We start from the raw sequence: 15503 nt of genomic DNA, 5'->3' as shown, positions 1-15503 counted from the left end.
TTGCCTTGGCTGTGTAAAAGCCCCGATTGCCTTACGTCCCGACCACGCCGCCATCGGCCTTGCGGATCACCACCGTGGCCGAACGCGGGCGCCCAGCGGGGCGCTGGTCAGGCCAATTCGAGAACTTGCGCGGCTCGCTGGGGTCGCTGCGCTCGCTGGGGCTCTCGCCGGGGTGCTGGATGTTGATGAACATGGTTTTGCCATCGGGCGTCATCGTGGCGCCGGTAATCTCGCAGCCCGAGGGGCCGACCAGGAAGCGGCGGATCTCACCCGTGCGTGGGTCGGCCGCCAGCATGGCGTTGTTGCCCAGGCGCGCCAGGTCGCCCTTGCCCATGGCCGAGGTGGACATGTCGGTCTGCACCCAGAGCACGCCGCGGCCGTCAGCCCACAGGCCATCCGGGCAGGCGAACATGTCGCCTTTCACGCTGCCTTTGGCGTCCTGCCGCTCGTTGGCGGGGTCACCCGCCAGGATGAAGTGGTCCCACTGGAAGCGGGCGCCATCGAAGTCGCCGACTTCCTTCCAGCGGATGATGTTGCCCATGCTGTTGTTAGTGCGCGGGTTGGCCGCGTCCACGCCGGGCTGGCCGGTGCCGCCGCGGTTGCTGTTGTTGGTCAGCGTGCAGTAGACGGCGCCGTCCTTGCCCACGGCAATCCACTCGGGGCGGTCCATTTTTGTGGCGCCCAGCAGGTCGCTGGCCTGGCGCGTCTTGACCATCACCTCGCCGGCATCGGCAAAACCATTGGCGGCGGTGAGCGGGCCCTGGCCATGGGTGAGGGCGATCCACTGACCACTGCCATCGGCGTTGAACCGGGCGACGTACAGCGTGCCGTGGTCGAGCAGGTCGGCGTTTTCACGCGCGCCGCCCTTGCGGATCGCGTCCCGGCTTACGAACTTGTAGATGTACTCGAAGCGCGAGTCCTCGCCCGAATAGACCACGGCACGGCCGTCCCGGGTCACGGCAACCGTGGCGCCTTCGTGCGCGGCGCGGCCCAGCGCCGTGCGCTTGACCGGGGTGGAGCTGGCGTTGAACGGGTCGATCTCCACGATCCAGCCGAAGCGGTTGGGTTCGTTGGGGTTCTTGGTGGCGTCGAAACGTGCATCGTGCTCGGCCCAGCGGTAGCCGGCGGGCTCGCCCTTGCGCAGGCCCCAGCGGGTGTCGTGGGCATTGGGCGCGTCCGGGCCCTTGAAGTAGTTGATGAAGTTCTCTTCGCAGGTCAGGTAGGTGCCCCAGGGCGTGATGCCGCTGGCGCAGTTGTTCAGCGTGCCCAAGGGTTGTCGGCCGGCGGGATCGGCTGCGGTGCGCAGCAGGGCGTGGCCGGCGGCCGGGCCGCCAAATGCCATGGGCGTGCGCGCGGTGATGCGGCGGGCCCAGGGCGAGGGGCGCACGATATCCCACTGGCCATCGGCCTTCTGCTCCACCTCGATGACCGAGACGCCGTGCGCGGCCTGGGCCTTGCGCACCTTCTCGGCCGTCCAGGTCTTCATGCCGTCGGCGTGCAGCAGGCCGTCGTCGGTGTACTCGTGGTTCATCACCAAGAGGCCCTGGCGGCTGCCTTCCTGCGAATAGAAATGGATGCCGTCGTGGTGCATGCCGAGCTGCGCTTCCTGCTCGGCGGCGGTGTTGGAGCCGTCTTCCTTGAAGGCCGGGTTTTCGCCCGACAGGCCCACGGGATCGCCCCAGGGCGCAATGATCTGGGCCACATAGCCCTCGGGCACGACGATGCGGTCGGCCGTGCCGATGGGCACGCTCTTGAAGCCCAGCAGCGGGCCGCTGGCGATGCCGGCACCCGTGGCACAGCCGGGCAGCGACACGGCGGCCAGCGGCGCCAGCAGGCCGCCGACGGCCGAGGCCAGGCCACCGCTGAGCAACGTGCGCCGGCGCAGTGCCGACACCTCATGGATGCTGGGGTTGCCCGAGCGGTTGCTGTCTTCCATCGAGTCAAAGTCTTTTGCCATGAAAAATCCTTCAGTGGGGTGGGATCGCTTCTGGGGGAGGGAGAAAACTCATGCGCGCCGGGGCTGCAGCGTCTGGCGGTAAATCGCGGTGCCGGATGCATCCTTGAGCTGCACCGATAGGGTCCGGCTCTGCGCATCGACGTCGAGTTGGCCGAAGAACTGTAGACCCGCCAGGGGTGAGAGGGTCTGGCCCGGCTCGGCCCCCTTGCTGAACACCACCTGGGGTCCGAAGGTGTTGTCCATGGGGAGCGGCGCAGCGGTGCCCGCGTGGATGGGGCCGGCCACGAACTCCCAGAACGGCTCGAAGTCGTGGAACTGCGCGCGTGTGGGGTCGTAGTAATGGGCGGCGGCGTAGTGCACGTCGGCTGCGGTGAAGACCACGTTGCGCACGCGTTCGCGCGCCAGCTGGCGCAGCAGGCGCGCGATCTCAAGCTCGCGCCCCAGGGGCGGGCCATCGCCGTTGGCGCTGTTTTCCATGATTGGGTGGCCCTGCGCGTCCCGCAGCTGGCCGTCGCGCACCATCGCGCCCAGGGGCATGTCCAGCGAGACGATCTTCCAAAGTGCGCGCGAGGCCTTGAGCTCGCGCAGCAGCCAGTCCACCTGCGCATTGCCGAAGTAGGCCGTCTCCGCGCTCTCGCCGCCTTGCAGGTTGCTGCTGTTGCCACCCCGGTAGCTGCGCATGTCGGTCACGAACACGTCGAGCAGGGGGCCGTAGGGGATGCGCCGGTAGATGCGCTGGGCCTCGTCCTGCGCATGCCAGCGCATGGGCGCGTATTCGAGGAAAGCACGCGTGCCATGGGCCTGCAGGATGCCCACCTGTTTTTCGGTGTAGTCCTGCCAGGGGCCCAGGTCCTTGGCGGAGGACCAGTTGTTGGTCACCTCGTGGTCGCTCCAGTTCCAGACCTGGGCCACCTCGGCGTTGAATCGGCGCAGGGGTTCGTCCAGCAGGTTGTAGCGGTAGCAGCCGCGAAATTCCTCCAGCGTCTGCGCAGGCCGGGTGCGCGCTGGCGTCACCAGGTTGCGCCACAGCTGGCCGCCCTCGACTGCCTTTTCGGCCTGCAGCGGCGTGGTGGCGTAGATCGTGTCGCCCGCGTGGAGGAACAGGTCGGGCTCGGCGCGGCGCATGGTGTCGTACATGCGCATGCCACCCATGTCGGGGTTGATGCCGAAGCCCTGGCCGCCCGTGTCGGCCGACCAGATGATGCGTACGTGCCGCCGTGCCGCCGGGGCGCTCTGAAAGCTTCCCTGGGTCCAGTCGCTCAGGACGCGGGGCTGCCCCGCATCCTGGAACTGCACCCGGTAGAAAATGGTCTGGTCCGGCGGCAGGCCGGTGAGGTCGAGGCGGGCGGTGTAGTCGGTCACGTCCAGGGCCAGCGGACCCACGACGCTGCGGGGGTTGGCAAAGCGGGGCGTCGTGTCCCATTGCACGTGCATGCGGGCGGGCCGGTCGGTGGCGCTCCAAACCATGGCCCGACCGTGGGTCACGTCGCCGCTCATGATGCCCTGGGCCAGCGAGGGGCGGTGGGCCTCGGCGATGGCGCGCGCTGCCTGTCCCCTGCCCGTTGCCGCCAGCCAGGGTGCGGCGAGAATGCCGCTGGCCCCCGCGACAGAGCGCAGGATCGCCCGCCGTCTCGGCGGCATACCCTCCAGTATCTTCATGTCCGGTTTTTCTCGCGATGTCCATGGTGTCGTAACACTTTGCGCGAGCTGTCACGGCGCAGGGCGTACCAGGAGCAGCCAGCTTAGGATGCGAAGATGGCAGATTGATGACAGGCGAGCATCCCGCCTGCGGCCAGGGCCTTGGGCTTGCGCCAGGCCCTCGTACCGGGGCCAATGGCCCGGCACTCTACAAAGAGAAGAGAAACCATGGAAGTCGAATTCAAGTTCATCATCCCGGCAAAGCGCCTGGCCGCCGTGAAGGCCGCGGCCCGCCGGGGTACGTCCAGCGCCATCCGGCTGGAGGCGCGCTATTTCGATACCGCCGACAAGGCGCTGTCCTCGCGCGGCATCGCCCTGCGCCTGCGCAACGAGGGCGGCCAGTGGGTGCAGACCGTCAAGGCCATGGGCGATGGCCCACTGGACCGGGAGGAGCACAACGTCAGCGTCGACACCCCCACGCCGCTGGCGCGCCCGACGCTGCATGCGGGCACCAAGGCTGGTGAGCGCCTGCGCGCGGCGCTGGACAGCGCGGATGGTCCGCTGCTGGAGACCTACCGCACCGAGATCGACCGCGTCACGCGCGACCTGGCCTTTCGGGGCGGTGTGGTCGAACTGGCTTTCGACATCGGCTGCATCGTTGCCCATGGCGGCACGCCGCAGGAAAAGCAGGCACCGGTGTGCGAGCTGGAACTGGAGCTCAAGGAGGGGCCGGTGGTGGGCCTTATCGAAGTGGCCACCCAGTGGGCGGCCCAGCATGGCCTGGTGTTGAACACGGTGTCCAAGGCCGAGCGCGGCGAGCGGCTCATGGCAGCGCAATGGGCAAGGCCCGCTGCCAAGGCCCGGCCCATGGCGGCCGGCAGCCATAAAAAGCAGTTTCTCAAGGGGCCGAACCTGCAGCGCGCTGCGGTGGCCAATTGCCTGGCGCAAATCCTGGCCAATGCCAGCGAAGTCGTGGAAGGCTCGGCCGGCGAAGAGCATGTGCACCAGTTGCGCATCGGCATCCGCCGCTTGCGCACGGCGTTGCGCGAGCTCGATGCCCTGGCGCCGGGCCGCTTCGATCCCGCCTGGGAGCCACCGCTGGTCGACGTGTTCCGCCGCCTGGGCCAGCTGCGCGACCGGGAGCAGGCGCTGGACACCATTGGCGCCGAACTGCGCGAGGCGGGGGCGCCGAAGTCGGCAGCCCCGCCTGCGGGCGCCAAGGTGTCGCCCCTCGCCATCGTCAGCACGCCTGCCTTCCAGGCCGTGCTGATCGGCCTGATGGGTTTCACGGCCCAGGCCCTTGCGGCCAGGGATGATGGCGCACTGGGCGCAGCCAAGACGCGGCGGTATTTGCACAAGCGCCTGCAGGCGTTGCGCACCAAGGTCCACCGGGATGCGTGCCGCTTCGAATCCCTGTCGGTCGAGGAGCAGCACGGCGTGCGCAAGCGCTTGAAGCGCCTGCGCTTCCTGACCGAGTTCGTGGCGCCAGCGCTCGAGGGCGGGGCGGACGATTTTCTGGCCAGCCTGCAGCCGGCCCTGTCGGCGCTGGGCCGGCTCAACGACGAGCAGGTGGCCAGCGAGCTCTACCGCAGCATGGCAGCCAAGGACCCCAAGGCCTGGTTCGGTGTGGGCTGGCTCGCGGCGCGGCGCGGGCCGTCGGTCAAGGCCACGAAAAAGGCCCTCTCCCGGATGGGAGAGGGCCCGCGCTTTCGCAAGCTCTGAGAGGCTGAGAATCTTTCGTCCATGCCCGCCTTGCACGCCAAAACACCCCGGTTCGTCGAAAGCAAATGCTCGCCATAGCCCGCGCTATGGCTGTGCTTTGCGCCTAGATCCAGGGCGTTTTGACGCGCCATTCGGACACGGCCAAAAAACTCCCAGCCTCTGAGCCCTTTGTCAGGGTGTGAGCAGGGCGTTGATGGCCTGCACGTCTTCGATGGTGAGCGTGCCGGCGGCCTGGCGCAGCTTGAGCGTGCCCAGCAGCACGTTGTAGCGGGCCTGGGCCAGGTCGCGCTTGGTCTGGAACAGCTGGCTCTGGGCATTGAGCACGTCGATGTTGATGCGCACACCCACCTGGTAGCCCAGCTTGTTGGCATCCAGCGCGCTCTGGCTCGATGCCTCGGCGGCCTGCAGGGCCTGCACCTGGCCCTGGCCCGACTGCACGCCGAAGAAGGCGGCGCGGGTCGCCTGGGCCACGTTGCGGCGCGTGGTCTCCAGGTCGGCGCTGGCCTTTTCTTCCAGGGCCAGGGTTTCCTTGACGCGGTTTTGCACCGAGAAACCGGCAAACAGCGGCAGGTTGAAGGCCACGCCCAGGCTGGCGTTGTTGGTGCGGCTGTTGATGCCCGGCGCGGTGATGGTGCCGGTGGGGTTGCGCTGGATGTTGTAGCCGGCCTGCAGGTCCACCGTGGGCAGGTGGCCGGTTTCGGCCTTTTGGGTCTCCAGGCGCGCGATGTCCAGCGCAATCGCGGCCTGGCGCACGCCGGGCTGCAGTTCGCGGGCGGTGTCCACCCAGGTGATCACGTTGTCGGGCTGCACCGGGGGCAGTTGCAAGGGCAGTGCCAGGGGCTTGGGTTGGGTGCCCGTGATGCCCACCAGTTGGTCCAGCGCCAGCTTCTTCACGCGCAGGTCGTTTTCGGCCGCGATTTCCTGGGCGATCACCAGGTCGTAGCGGGCCTGGGCTTCGCGCGAGTCGGTCACGGTAGAGGTGCCGACCTCGAAGTTGCGCTTGGCAGACGCCAGTTGCTCGGACACGGCGGCCTTTTGCGCCTGCACAAAGGTCAGCGTGTCCTGCGCGGCCAGCACGTCGAAATAGGCCTGGCTTACGCGCACCAGCAGGTCCTGGCTGGCGGCGTCGAGCTGGGCCTGGGCCACGTCCACGCCGCGCTGGGCCTGTTCCAGGTTGATGCGATTGGCCGGGCGGTACAGGGGCTGCGAGGCATTCACGCCCAGGGTCTGGGTGGTGGCGGTGCGCTCGATGGGCGGGCGGCTCACATCGGTGTTGGCGCGCGAGACACCCGCCGACAGGCCGGCGCTGGGCAGCAGACCGGCGCGGGCCTGGTCGGCGCGGCGGGCCGAGGCATCGAGCTGCAGCCGGGCCGACTGCCAGGCCGTGTCATAGGTGCGCGCAGACTCCAACAGCTCCGTCAGGCTCTGGGCCTGTGCGGGGGCGCACAAGGCAGCGCCCAGCGCCAGTGACAGGGGAAGTAGCCGGAACGATGTCATGGATGCCTTTCAGGAGTAGCTGCATGTCGGGGATGGGACGAAAGAGACCGGGAACCTTCAATAGCGGGGCACGGCCGGGTCGTTCTCATGCGACCAGGCGTCGATGCCACCACTGATGTTGGCCAGCCGCTCGAAACCCTGTTGCTCCAGGAACGCCGCCACGCGCAGGCTGCGTGCGCCGTGGTGGCACAGGCAGGCGATGGGCGTGCCGGCATCGCGGGCGGCATCGAGCTCGGCCAGGCGGCCCGTAAGCTGCCCCATGGGGATGGCCACCAGCTCGAAGCCGTCAGCGCGCACGCTGGCCGTCTGCAGTTCCCAGGGCTCGCGCACATCCAGCACCACGGGCCGGCTGCCATCGGGGGCGGTGGCGAACCAGGCGGCGAGTTGGGCGGGGCGGATGTGCTCGATCATGCAAAAAACTCCAGAGAAGGCAGGTCAGAAGGTGAAGCCGGAGGGTTCAGGAAAGCCCACCAGGCGCGGCGCGATGGTGTCCCAGGGCGAAGTGGTCTCGAAACGGTCGCCGGTGCGGCGGGTCAGGGTGAAACGCATCACGGGGTCGTTGCCCACGATGGCGCCCAGGCGGCCGCCGTCGCGCAGGTGCGAGAGCAGGGCAGCAGGCACTTCGGCCACGGAGCCGCTGAGCACGATCACGTCGAAGGGGCCGTCCGTCGTACCGTTGGCACCATCGGCCAGGCGGACTTCGGCGTTCTGCAAACCGGCGCTGAGCAGGTTTTCGCGGGCCATTTCGGCCAGCTCGGGCACGATCTCGATCGACACCACCTGCTGCGCGCGGGCCGCCAGCAGCGCAGCCATGTAGCCCGAGCCGGAGCCGATTTCGAGCACGCGGTCGGTGGGCTTGATCGCCAGGTCCTGCAGGATGCGGGCTTCCACGCGGGGCTGCAGCATGCTGTGGCCCAGGCGCACGGCGTCTTCGGCATCGCTGCCCAAGAGGGGCACCTCGATGTCCATGAAGGCCAGGCTGCGGTAGGCCGGCGGCACGAATTCCTCGCGGCGCACCACGGCCAACAGCTCCAGGATGTCGAAGTCGAGCACATTCCAGGGGCGGATCTGCTGCTCGATCATGTTGTAGCGGGCCTGGGCGACGGGGTCGCTGGTATTGGCAGACGAGTTCAGTGGCATGTTCATGGAAGTTCTCCGTGGGGCGGGTGTCAGGACAAACCCTCGATTTTACGGGCCTCGGGCGCCTTCTGGCCGCGACCCATGCGCGCCAGGGCCCAGCGCGCCAGATCGTCCATGTAGCAATACACCACCGGAACCACCACCAGGGTCAGCAGCGAGGAGGTGATGACCCCCCCGATCACGGCCTGGCCCATGGGGGCGCGCTGCTCGGAACCCTCCGACAAAGCGAATGCCAGCGGCACCATGCCGAAGATCATGGCCAGCGTGGTCATGAGGATGGGGCGCAGGCGCACGCGGGCGGCCAGCAGCAGGGCATCGGCCCGGGGCAGGCCGGGCACGGTGGTGCCGGTGTCGTCGGTGTGCTCCTCGCGGGCGCGGATGGCGAAGTCCACCAGCAAAATGGCGTTCTTGGTCACCAGGCCCATGAGCATCACCACGCCGATGATGGAGAACATCGACAGCGTGGAGCGGAACATCATCAGCGCCAGCACCACGCCAATCAGCGTGAGCGGCAGCGAGGTCATGAGCGCCAGCGGCTGCAAGAAGCTGCGGAACTGGCTGGCCAGGATCATGTAGATGAAGACGATGGCCAGCACCAGCGCCGAGATGGCGTAGCCGAAGGATTCGGCCATGTTCTTGGTGGAGCCGCCGAACTGGTAGCGGTAGCCGGGCGGGAAGTTCACGCTTTCCAGCGCGGTCTTGATGTCGGCCGACACCTCGCCGGCCGAGCGCTGCGACACGTTGGCGTTGATGGCCACCTCGCGCGTCAGGTCGCGGCGGTTGATCTGGTTGGCGCCGGTCGACTCGGTCACGCTGGCCACCTGGTTCAGGCGCACGATGCGCGTCGTGCCATCGGCGGCGCTCATGGCAAAGGGCAGTCGCTCCAGGTCTTGCGGGGCGGTGCGGGCCTCGGGCGCCAGGCGCACGTTCACGTCGTAGGTCTGGTCGTCGGGCGCGCGCCAGTTGCCCACCGTGGTGCCGGCCACCAGGGTGCGCAGCGATGCCGCCATCTGCGCCACCGACAGGCCCAGGTCCGAGGCCGCGTCGCGCTTGATATCGAGGGCGATCACCGGCTTGTTGGGCTTGGCGCTGGTGTCCAGATCCACCAGGCCGGGGATGCCGCGGATCTTCGCGGTCACGGTGGCCGTCAGGCGTTCGAGCTCCTGCAGGTCCGGGCCCTGCAGCGAGAACTCCACCTGCTTTTGCCCGCCCACGGCGTCGAGCAGGCCCACGTGCGTGACGGTGATGCCGGGCACGGTCTTCAAGCGCTCGCGCAGCACGTCGGACATGGCGTCCACGCTGCGGCTGCGGTCCTTGCGGTCCACCAGGCGCACGTAGATGTTGGCGTAGATCTTGCCCTGGGCGCTGCCGGTGTTGATGGTGGACAGCGTGTAGCGCACCTCGGGCAGTTCGTGCAGGATGGCCTCCACCTGGGCCGCCTTGGCCTCGGTGGCTTCGAGCGACGAACCCACAGGGGTGTAGAAATTGATCGAGGTCTCGGAGAAATCCGCCTTGGGCACGAACTCGGTGCCCAAGAGCGGCACCATGAAGATGCTCAGCACGAAGATGGCCAGGGCAATCGCCATGGTGGTCAGCTTGTGCACCAGGGCCCAGCGCAGGATGTGCTGGTAGCCCTCCGCCAGGGCGTCGGTGGCGCGGTCGAACCAGCCCGTGACGCGGCCGATGGTCTTGTCGTAGAAGGTGACGGGCCCCGTCTTCTGCCCATGGCTGTGGATGCTCGGGTCGTGCCAGATGCTCGACAGCATGGGGTCGAGTGTGAAGCTGACGAACATCGAGATCATCACCGCAGCCACGATGGTGATGCCGAACTCGTGGAAGAACTTGCCGATGATGCCGCCCATGAAGCCGATGGGCATGAACACCGCCACGATGGACAAGGTGGTGGCCAGCACCGCCAGGCCGATCTCCTGCGTGCCGTCCATGGCCGCGTTGTAGGCGGACTTGCCCATCTGAACGTGGCGCACGATGTTCTCGCGCACCACGATGGCATCGTCGATCAACAGGCCCACGCACAGGCTCAGCGCCATCAGCGTGATCATGTTGATGGTGAAGCCGAACATGTTCATGAACAGAAAGGTGCCGATCAGCGCAATGGGCAGAGTGAGGCCCGTGATCACCGTGGAGCGCCAGGAGTTCAGGAACAAAAAGACGATCAGCACCGTGAGGATGGCACCCTCGATCAGCGTCTGGCGCACGTTGTTCACCGCAACGCGGATGGGGCGCGCGCTGTCGCCAATGGTTTCGAGGCGCACGCCGGGCGGCAGCTGGTTGCGCAGCTCGACCACGGCCGCGTTCAGGCCGTCCACCACCTCGATGGTGTTCTCGCCCTGCGACTTCTGCACCGACAGGAGCAGCGTGCGCTGGCCGTTGTACAGCGCCAGGCTATCGACCTCTTGCGCGCCGTCGTTGACGCGGGCGACCTGGTCCAGGCGCACGGGGGCGCCGTTCTTGCGCGCCACGATGATGCGGCCGAAGTCCTCGGGCCGCTGCATGCGTGCGTCGATCTGCACCACACGCTCCTGCGCCAGCGAGCGGATGGCGCCCACGGGCAGGTCCTGGTTCTCGTTGCGCACGGCAGTGGCCACCTGGTCGGGCGTGACGCCGAACGCCTCGAGCGCCTGCGGGTTCAGGTAGATGTTGATCTCGCGCTTGGTGGCACCCACCAGGTTCACGGCGCCCACGCCGCGCACGTTCTCCAGGCGCTTTTTCAGGATCTGCTCGGCCCAGGTGGTCAGCTCCACCGCGCTGCGCGCAGGTGCGCCGTCTTTGCCGTCTTTGGTATCGGGCAGCACGGCCAGCGACCACACGGCGCGGCTGGCGGGGTCGAAGCGCAGCACGCGCGGCTCCTTGACCTCGGTGCGCAGCAGGGGGCGCACCGTGGCCACCTTCTCGCGCACGTCCTCGGCGGCCTTGCGGCCATCGATGTGCAGTTGGAACTCGATGATGACGACGGCCGTGCCTTCATAGCTGCGCGAAGTCAGGGCGTTGATGCCGGCGATGGAGTTGACGCCTTCCTCGATCTTCTTGGTGACCTCGCTCTCGACGATCTCGGGCGATGCGCCGGGGTAGTCCACCGTGACCACCACCACCGGAAAGTCGATGTTGGGGAACTGGTCGACCTTCAGGCGCTGGTACGAAAACAGGCCCAGCACCACGATGGCGAGCATCACCATGGTGGCGAACACCGGGTTCTTCAGGCTGACCTTGGTGAACCACATGGCGGGTCAGGGCGCGGTACGCGATGCAGGGGCCGCCGCGGAAGCCGCTGCCGAGGGCGCTGCAGCCGAGGTGACGGCCGTGCCTTCGCGCAGCTGGCCCATGCGGCCCGAGACCACCACCGTGCCTTCGGGCGCACCCTCAATGGCGACCAGGGTCTGGCCGTCGACCACGGCGCGCGCGCCGGTCTTGACTGGCAGGTAGGCCACCTTGCCACCCTGTACCGCTTGTATATAGGGCGCGGGCTTGTCGGTGCGCACCGCATCGAGTGGCACGGTCAGCACGTCGGCGCGGCCGGTGTCGAGCAGGCCCTGCACGAACAGGCCCTGGCGCAGCGCGGGTGCGCCGCGGTTCTGCGCGATGGCCAGGTACACCGGCACCGTGCGGCTGCCGGCCTGGGCGCTGGGGTTGATGCGGGCCACCGTGGCCACCACGGGCTCGGTGCTGCCTTCGATCTGCAGCTGGGCCTTCTGGCCCACGCGCACGGCCAGCGAGTCGGCCGGGCTCAGCAGGGCTTCGAGCTCCAGGCGCGACAGATCGACTACCTCCAGCACGCGGCCATCGATGGGCATGCGCTCGCCGGGCTGGGCCAGGCGCTGTGACACCTGGCCGCTGATGGGGCTGCGCAGCACCGTGTCGTCCAGCGATTTTTTGGCCACATCGGCGGCGGCCAGAGCCGCACGGTAGGTGGATTGGGCCGATTCGAGGCTGGCCTGCGAGGTGACGAGGGCCGTGGCCGAGATGAAGCCCTGGTTCACCAGGGCCTGGTTGTTGGTGACCGTGCGCTGGTTGATGTCGACCTGCGCCTTGGCCGCGTCGGCCTGCTGCTGCGCCTGGCGCAGGCGGGCCTGGGACTCGGTGGCCTCGATGCGGGCCAGCACCTGGCCGGCGCGCACGCTGTCGCCTTCGCGCACCGTGAGGCCCTGCAGTTCACCCGCCACCCGCGCCTTGACCATGGCCGATTCGGTCGCGCGCAGCGAGCCCGACACCGGCACGCCCAGCACCAGGCTCCTGCGCTGTACGCCCACCAGTTCACTGGCGGCCAGTTGCAAGGGCGCCTCGGCGCGCTGGGTGGCCGCTTGCGCCAGGGCTTTTTGCTGCGCCTGGCGTGCGGCCATGGCGCGCCACGCGCCCCCGCCGACCAGCACGACAACGGCGGCCGCAGCCAGCCAGGGAATCCAGCGTTTCATGGGTCAGGCCGCAGAAGAAGAGGGAGGAGGGGAAGCGGGGGCAGGGGCGAAAGGCCCCGTCTCCGGGCGGGCACAGAGGCCGTACAGCACGTTGTCCACCTGCGCATCGATGAACTTCTCGGGCCCGAGCTCCAGCGCATCGGGCATGCAGGCGCCCATGGAGTGCTTCCACAGCATCAGGAAGATCATGGGTGCCATCACCACGTGCACGGCGTAGTCGAGGTTCACGCAGCGGAATTCGCCGCGGTCCATGCCGCGGCGCAGGATGCGGCGCACCAGGTCCTGGCCGGGCTGGATCACTTCCTGCTGGTAGAACAGGGTGATTTCGGGGAAATTCTGCGATTCGCTGAACATCAGCTTGGTGATGCCCGAGGCCTTGGTGGCGCCGATGCGCTCCCACCAGACCTGGTAGCAGTGGCGCAGCAGTTCGCCGGTCGTGCCCTCGAAGGCTTCGAGCTCGTGGCTCCATTCCTCGAAGCGGCCCACGATGTTCTGGCGCACCACGGCCTTGAACAGCTCTTCCTTGCTGGGGAAGTAGAGGAACAGCGTGCCCTTGGACACCCCGGCACGCGCGGCCACGTCGTCCACCCGGGTGGCGGCAAAGCCTTTCTCGACGAACAGGTCGAGCGCAGCCTCCAGCAGTTCGCCGGGGCGCGCTTCCTTGCGGCGCTCACGCTTGGTACCGGCAGAAGGGGTGGTGGGGACGGTGCTCAAGGGGCTTTCTAGTTAATGACTGACTGGTTAGTAATATAGCAACTGCGCCTGCGCCAGTCAATTGATCGGTGGGCGAATGAGACAAAAGACCGAGCGCTGTTGCCTTCTGGGGTAAACCCTGGGAGCGACGCATGCGTTACCCCCAATCGCTGTGGCGAACGCCGCGACGAGGTGCTCCACGGCGGTGCATGGTGCCTCTCCAGGCCCCGAACAGGTGCGCGATCATGCTCCAAAAATGGGAGCGCCTTGCAGCCAGTCGCTCTCGGGGACAAATGTCCTTAAAACAGGACCAAATAGCCTCAAATGTCTCATTGACAGGACATTAAGGATGTTTGACGATGGGCCCATGTCGCCGAAGCTGCCACTGCCCAAGTACCACCAGATCTACCTGGTGCTGCGCGAGCAATTGCAGGAAGGCTGTTTTGCTGCGGGCCTGCCGGGCGAGCTGGCGCTGATGCAGCAGTTCTCCGTGGCGCGCGTGACGGTGCGCCGCGCGCTGGAGCTGCTGCAGGGCGAGGGCCTGATCTCCCGCCAGCCCGGCAGGGGCACCCGGCCCGTGCCCCAGCCCGACGCAGGGCAGGGCGGCCAGGAGAGCCACCCCCACAGCAACCGCGCCCAGCTCACCGGCCTGCTCGAAAACCTGGTCAGCATGGGCCTGCGCACGTCCGTCAAGGTGCTCGACGTGGAGACGGTCACGGCATCCCGCGCGGTGGCCGGGGCCTTGCAGATCACCGTCGGTGATTCGGTGCAGAAGGCGGTGCGGGTGCGCAGCACGCGGGAAGGCCCGCTGTCGCACATCACCACCTATGTGCCGGCCGACATCGCCCGCCAGTTCGGCCGCCGCGAACTCGCGCGCAAGCCCATTCTGGTGCTGCTGGAGGAATCCGGCGTGAAGGTCGGTCGCGCCCACCAGACCATTTCCGCCAGGCTGGCCGATGCCGTGGTGGCCCGCCACCTCGATGTGTCGGTGGGCTCCGCGCTGCTGGCCGTGCGGCGCCTGATCTACGACGACCAGGAGCGGCCCGTGCAGTGGCTGCACGGCCTGTACCGGCCAGACCGCTATGAATACGAAATGCAGCTGTCCCGCGTGGGCAGCATCGATGCCAAGGTCTGGGTCAGCAAAGAGCTGTCGGCCCAGTTCCACTGATTTCAACGACCCCCCTTCGACCATCCCCCAAGGAGAACGCCCATGAGCAACCGCCGCCATTTCCTATCCCAGTCGGCCGCCGCCGCATCGGCCCTGGCCTTCCCCCTGGTGGGCGGCGCACAGGCCAAGGCGGTCAAGGTGGGGGTGCTGCACCCCGTGACGGGCGCGCTGGCCTACTCGGGCCAGCAATGCCGCGAAGGCGCGATGATGGCCATCGAGGACATCAACAAGGCCGGCGGCATCAAGTCCCTGGGCGGCGCCAAGCTCGAGGCGCTGCTGGGCGATGCGCAATCCCAGCCCCAGGCCGGCGCGGCCGAGGTCGAGAAGATGAACGAGGCGGGCGTGTCCGCCGTGGTCGGGGCGTTTGCCTCGGCCATCTGCCTGGCGACCACGCAGGCGGCCGCCAAGTACAACCTGCCGCACATCGTGGACGTGGGCGTGGCCGACCAGATCGTGGAGCGCGGGCTGAAGAACACCTTCCGCTTCGGTCCCGGCTACAAGAAGTGCGCCGAAACCGCTGTGGCCAACCTGCACGTGCTCAACACCGCGGCCGGCAAGCCCGCCAAGACGGTGATGATCATCCACGAGGAGTCGCTGTTCGGCTCGGGCACGGCCCAGTTGCTGGCGCGCGAGCTGCCCGGCTACGGCTACGAGGTCAAGGAGGTCGTCAAGCACGCCAACCCCACGCGCGACTTCAACAACATCGTGCTGCGCATGAAGGCGATCAACCCCGACATCGTGATCCCCGCCAATTACTACAACGAGTACGCGCTGCTGGTGCGCACCATGCAGCAGCAAAAGGTCACGCCCAAGGCCATCTATTCGGTGCTGGGCGGCGCCGCGTCGAGCTACAAGTTCGTCAAGGAGTTTCCGGACGCGGCCAACGGCATCATCGACTGCAACCACTGGTTCAACCCCAAGGACAAGCGGGCGCAGGACCTCAAGAAGCGCGTGGAGGCCAAGGGCCTGTTCTTCAGCTACGAGCTGTTCATGACCTACACGTCCATGTGGCTGCTGGCCGATGCGCTGGAGCGTGCCAAATCGGTGGACCGCGCCGCCATCATCGACGCGCTGGAGAAGAGCACCTTCGCTGACCACATCATGCCGTACGGCGCCACGAAGTTCGTGGCCGGGCAGAACCAGGGCGCCCAGCCGCTCATGACCCAGGTGCTGAACAAGGACATCAAGGTCATCATCCCGCGCGACTACCGCGAAGCGGACCCGCTCTTTCCGCTGAAGGCCTGAGCGGCTGACAACTCCC

At 67.7% G+C, this 15503-nt stretch carries 11 protein-coding genes; 3 read left to right on the top strand and 8 right to left on the bottom strand.

Annotated features, from left to right (window positions below):
• Window positions 1–31: 31 nt before the first annotated feature.
• Both ACSQ3Y_RS19145 and ACSQ3Y_RS19140 read right to left on the bottom strand, forming a co-directional pair.
• Window positions 32–1957: a PhoX family protein gene (locus ACSQ3Y_RS19145; RefSeq protein ID WP_436178493.1), complete on the bottom strand. Its 1926-nt coding sequence runs from the start codon at window positions 1955–1957 to the stop codon at window positions 32–34.
• 48 nt (window positions 1958–2005) lie between these two features.
• On the bottom strand, window positions 2006–3616 hold the full coding sequence (locus ACSQ3Y_RS19140) for an alkaline phosphatase D family protein (protein WP_235514583.1): 1611 nt from the start codon (window positions 3614–3616) through the stop codon (window positions 2006–2008).
• A 207-nt stretch (window positions 3617–3823) separates the two neighbouring features.
• Here ACSQ3Y_RS19140 and ACSQ3Y_RS19135 point away from each other — a divergent pair, with 207 nt between their 5' ends.
• The gene (locus ACSQ3Y_RS19135) at window positions 3824–5317 is read left to right on the top strand and encodes a CHAD domain-containing protein (protein ID WP_436178492.1); all 1494 of its coding nucleotides are present in this window, start codon (window positions 3824–3826) and stop codon (window positions 5315–5317) included.
• Between the two features lie 171 nt (window positions 5318–5488).
• Here the strand turns inward: ACSQ3Y_RS19135 and ACSQ3Y_RS19130 are convergent, their stop codons facing one another.
• From ACSQ3Y_RS19130 to ACSQ3Y_RS19105, 6 genes are read right to left on the bottom strand one after another with little or no spacing between them, the layout of a single operon-like run.
• A complete protein-coding gene (locus tag ACSQ3Y_RS19130; protein WP_057203036.1) occupies window positions 5489–6814 on the bottom strand; it encodes a TolC family outer membrane protein in 1326 nt (441 codons plus the stop codon).
• Between the two features lie 57 nt (window positions 6815–6871).
• Window positions 6872–7225, bottom strand: coding sequence for a rhodanese-like domain-containing protein (locus ACSQ3Y_RS19125; RefSeq protein WP_007850151.1), 354 nt, complete (start codon window positions 7223–7225; stop codon window positions 6872–6874).
• 24 nt (window positions 7226–7249) lie between these two features.
• Window positions 7250–7960: a protein-L-isoaspartate O-methyltransferase family protein gene (locus ACSQ3Y_RS19120; RefSeq protein ID WP_436178491.1), complete on the bottom strand. Its 711-nt coding sequence runs from the start codon at window positions 7958–7960 to the stop codon at window positions 7250–7252.
• A gap of 23 nt (window positions 7961–7983) precedes the next feature.
• Window positions 7984–11193 (bottom strand): efflux RND transporter permease subunit, encoded by a 3210-nt coding sequence (locus tag ACSQ3Y_RS19115; protein WP_436178490.1) that lies wholly within the window; start codon window positions 11191–11193, stop codon window positions 7984–7986.
• A gap of 6 nt (window positions 11194–11199) precedes the next feature.
• Complete coding sequence (locus tag ACSQ3Y_RS19110; protein ID WP_436178489.1) at window positions 11200–12381, bottom strand: efflux RND transporter periplasmic adaptor subunit; 1182 nt, start codon at window positions 12379–12381, stop codon at window positions 11200–11202.
• A gap of 3 nt (window positions 12382–12384) precedes the next feature.
• Entirely contained in the window at window positions 12385–13095 is a 711-nt protein-coding gene (locus tag ACSQ3Y_RS19105; protein ID WP_057203031.1) for a TetR/AcrR family transcriptional regulator, read from the bottom strand.
• 346 nt (window positions 13096–13441) lie between these two features.
• Between ACSQ3Y_RS19105 and ACSQ3Y_RS19100 the strand changes: the two genes are divergently transcribed.
• Window positions 13442–14242 carry a GntR family transcriptional regulator gene (locus tag ACSQ3Y_RS19100; RefSeq protein WP_057203254.1) on the top strand — a complete coding sequence of 267 codons (801 nt, stop codon included), beginning with the start codon at window positions 13442–13444 and terminating at the stop codon, window positions 14240–14242.
• A 42-nt stretch (window positions 14243–14284) separates the two neighbouring features.
• On the top strand, window positions 14285–15487 hold the full coding sequence (locus ACSQ3Y_RS19095; RefSeq protein ID WP_057203030.1) for an ABC transporter substrate-binding protein: 1203 nt from the start codon (window positions 14285–14287) through the stop codon (window positions 15485–15487).
• Window positions 15488–15503: the final 16 nt, after the last annotated feature.

Origin of the sequence: Acidovorax sp. LjRoot66 (assembly GCF_964253305.1) — a bacterium.
Classification (GTDB): domain Bacteria; phylum Pseudomonadota; class Gammaproteobacteria; order Burkholderiales; family Burkholderiaceae_C; genus Acidovorax.
Note: the sequence above shows the minus strand (reverse complement) of the source record. Positions and strands in the feature narration are given on the sequence as shown.

Excerpts from the sequence above, each read along its gene's own strand:
- ACSQ3Y_RS19145 (WP_436178493.1), bottom strand. The coding sequence starts at position 1,957 with ATGGCAAAAGACTTTGACTCGATGGAAGACAGCAACCGCTCGGGCAAC.
- ACSQ3Y_RS19140 (WP_235514583.1), bottom strand. The coding sequence starts at position 3,616 with ATGAAGATACTGGAGGGTATGCCGCCGAGACGGCGGGCGATCCTGCGC.
- ACSQ3Y_RS19135 (WP_436178492.1), top strand. The coding sequence starts at position 3,824 with ATGGAAGTCGAATTCAAGTTCATCATCCCGGCAAAGCGCCTGGCCGCC.
- ACSQ3Y_RS19130 (WP_057203036.1), bottom strand. The coding sequence starts at position 6,814 with ATGACATCGTTCCGGCTACTTCCCCTGTCACTGGCGCTGGGCGCTGCC.
- ACSQ3Y_RS19125 (WP_007850151.1), bottom strand. The coding sequence starts at position 7,225 with ATGATCGAGCACATCCGCCCCGCCCAACTCGCCGCCTGGTTCGCCACC.
- ACSQ3Y_RS19120 (WP_436178491.1), bottom strand. The coding sequence starts at position 7,960 with ATGAACATGCCACTGAACTCGTCTGCCAATACCAGCGACCCCGTCGCC.
- ACSQ3Y_RS19115 (WP_436178490.1), bottom strand. The coding sequence starts at position 11,193 with ATGTGGTTCACCAAGGTCAGCCTGAAGAACCCGGTGTTCGCCACCATG.
- ACSQ3Y_RS19110 (WP_436178489.1), bottom strand. The coding sequence starts at position 12,381 with ATGAAACGCTGGATTCCCTGGCTGGCTGCGGCCGCCGTTGTCGTGCTG.
- ACSQ3Y_RS19100 (WP_057203254.1), top strand. The coding sequence starts at position 13,442 with ATGTCGCCGAAGCTGCCACTGCCCAAGTACCACCAGATCTACCTGGTG.
- ACSQ3Y_RS19095 (WP_057203030.1), top strand. The coding sequence starts at position 14,285 with ATGAGCAACCGCCGCCATTTCCTATCCCAGTCGGCCGCCGCCGCATCG.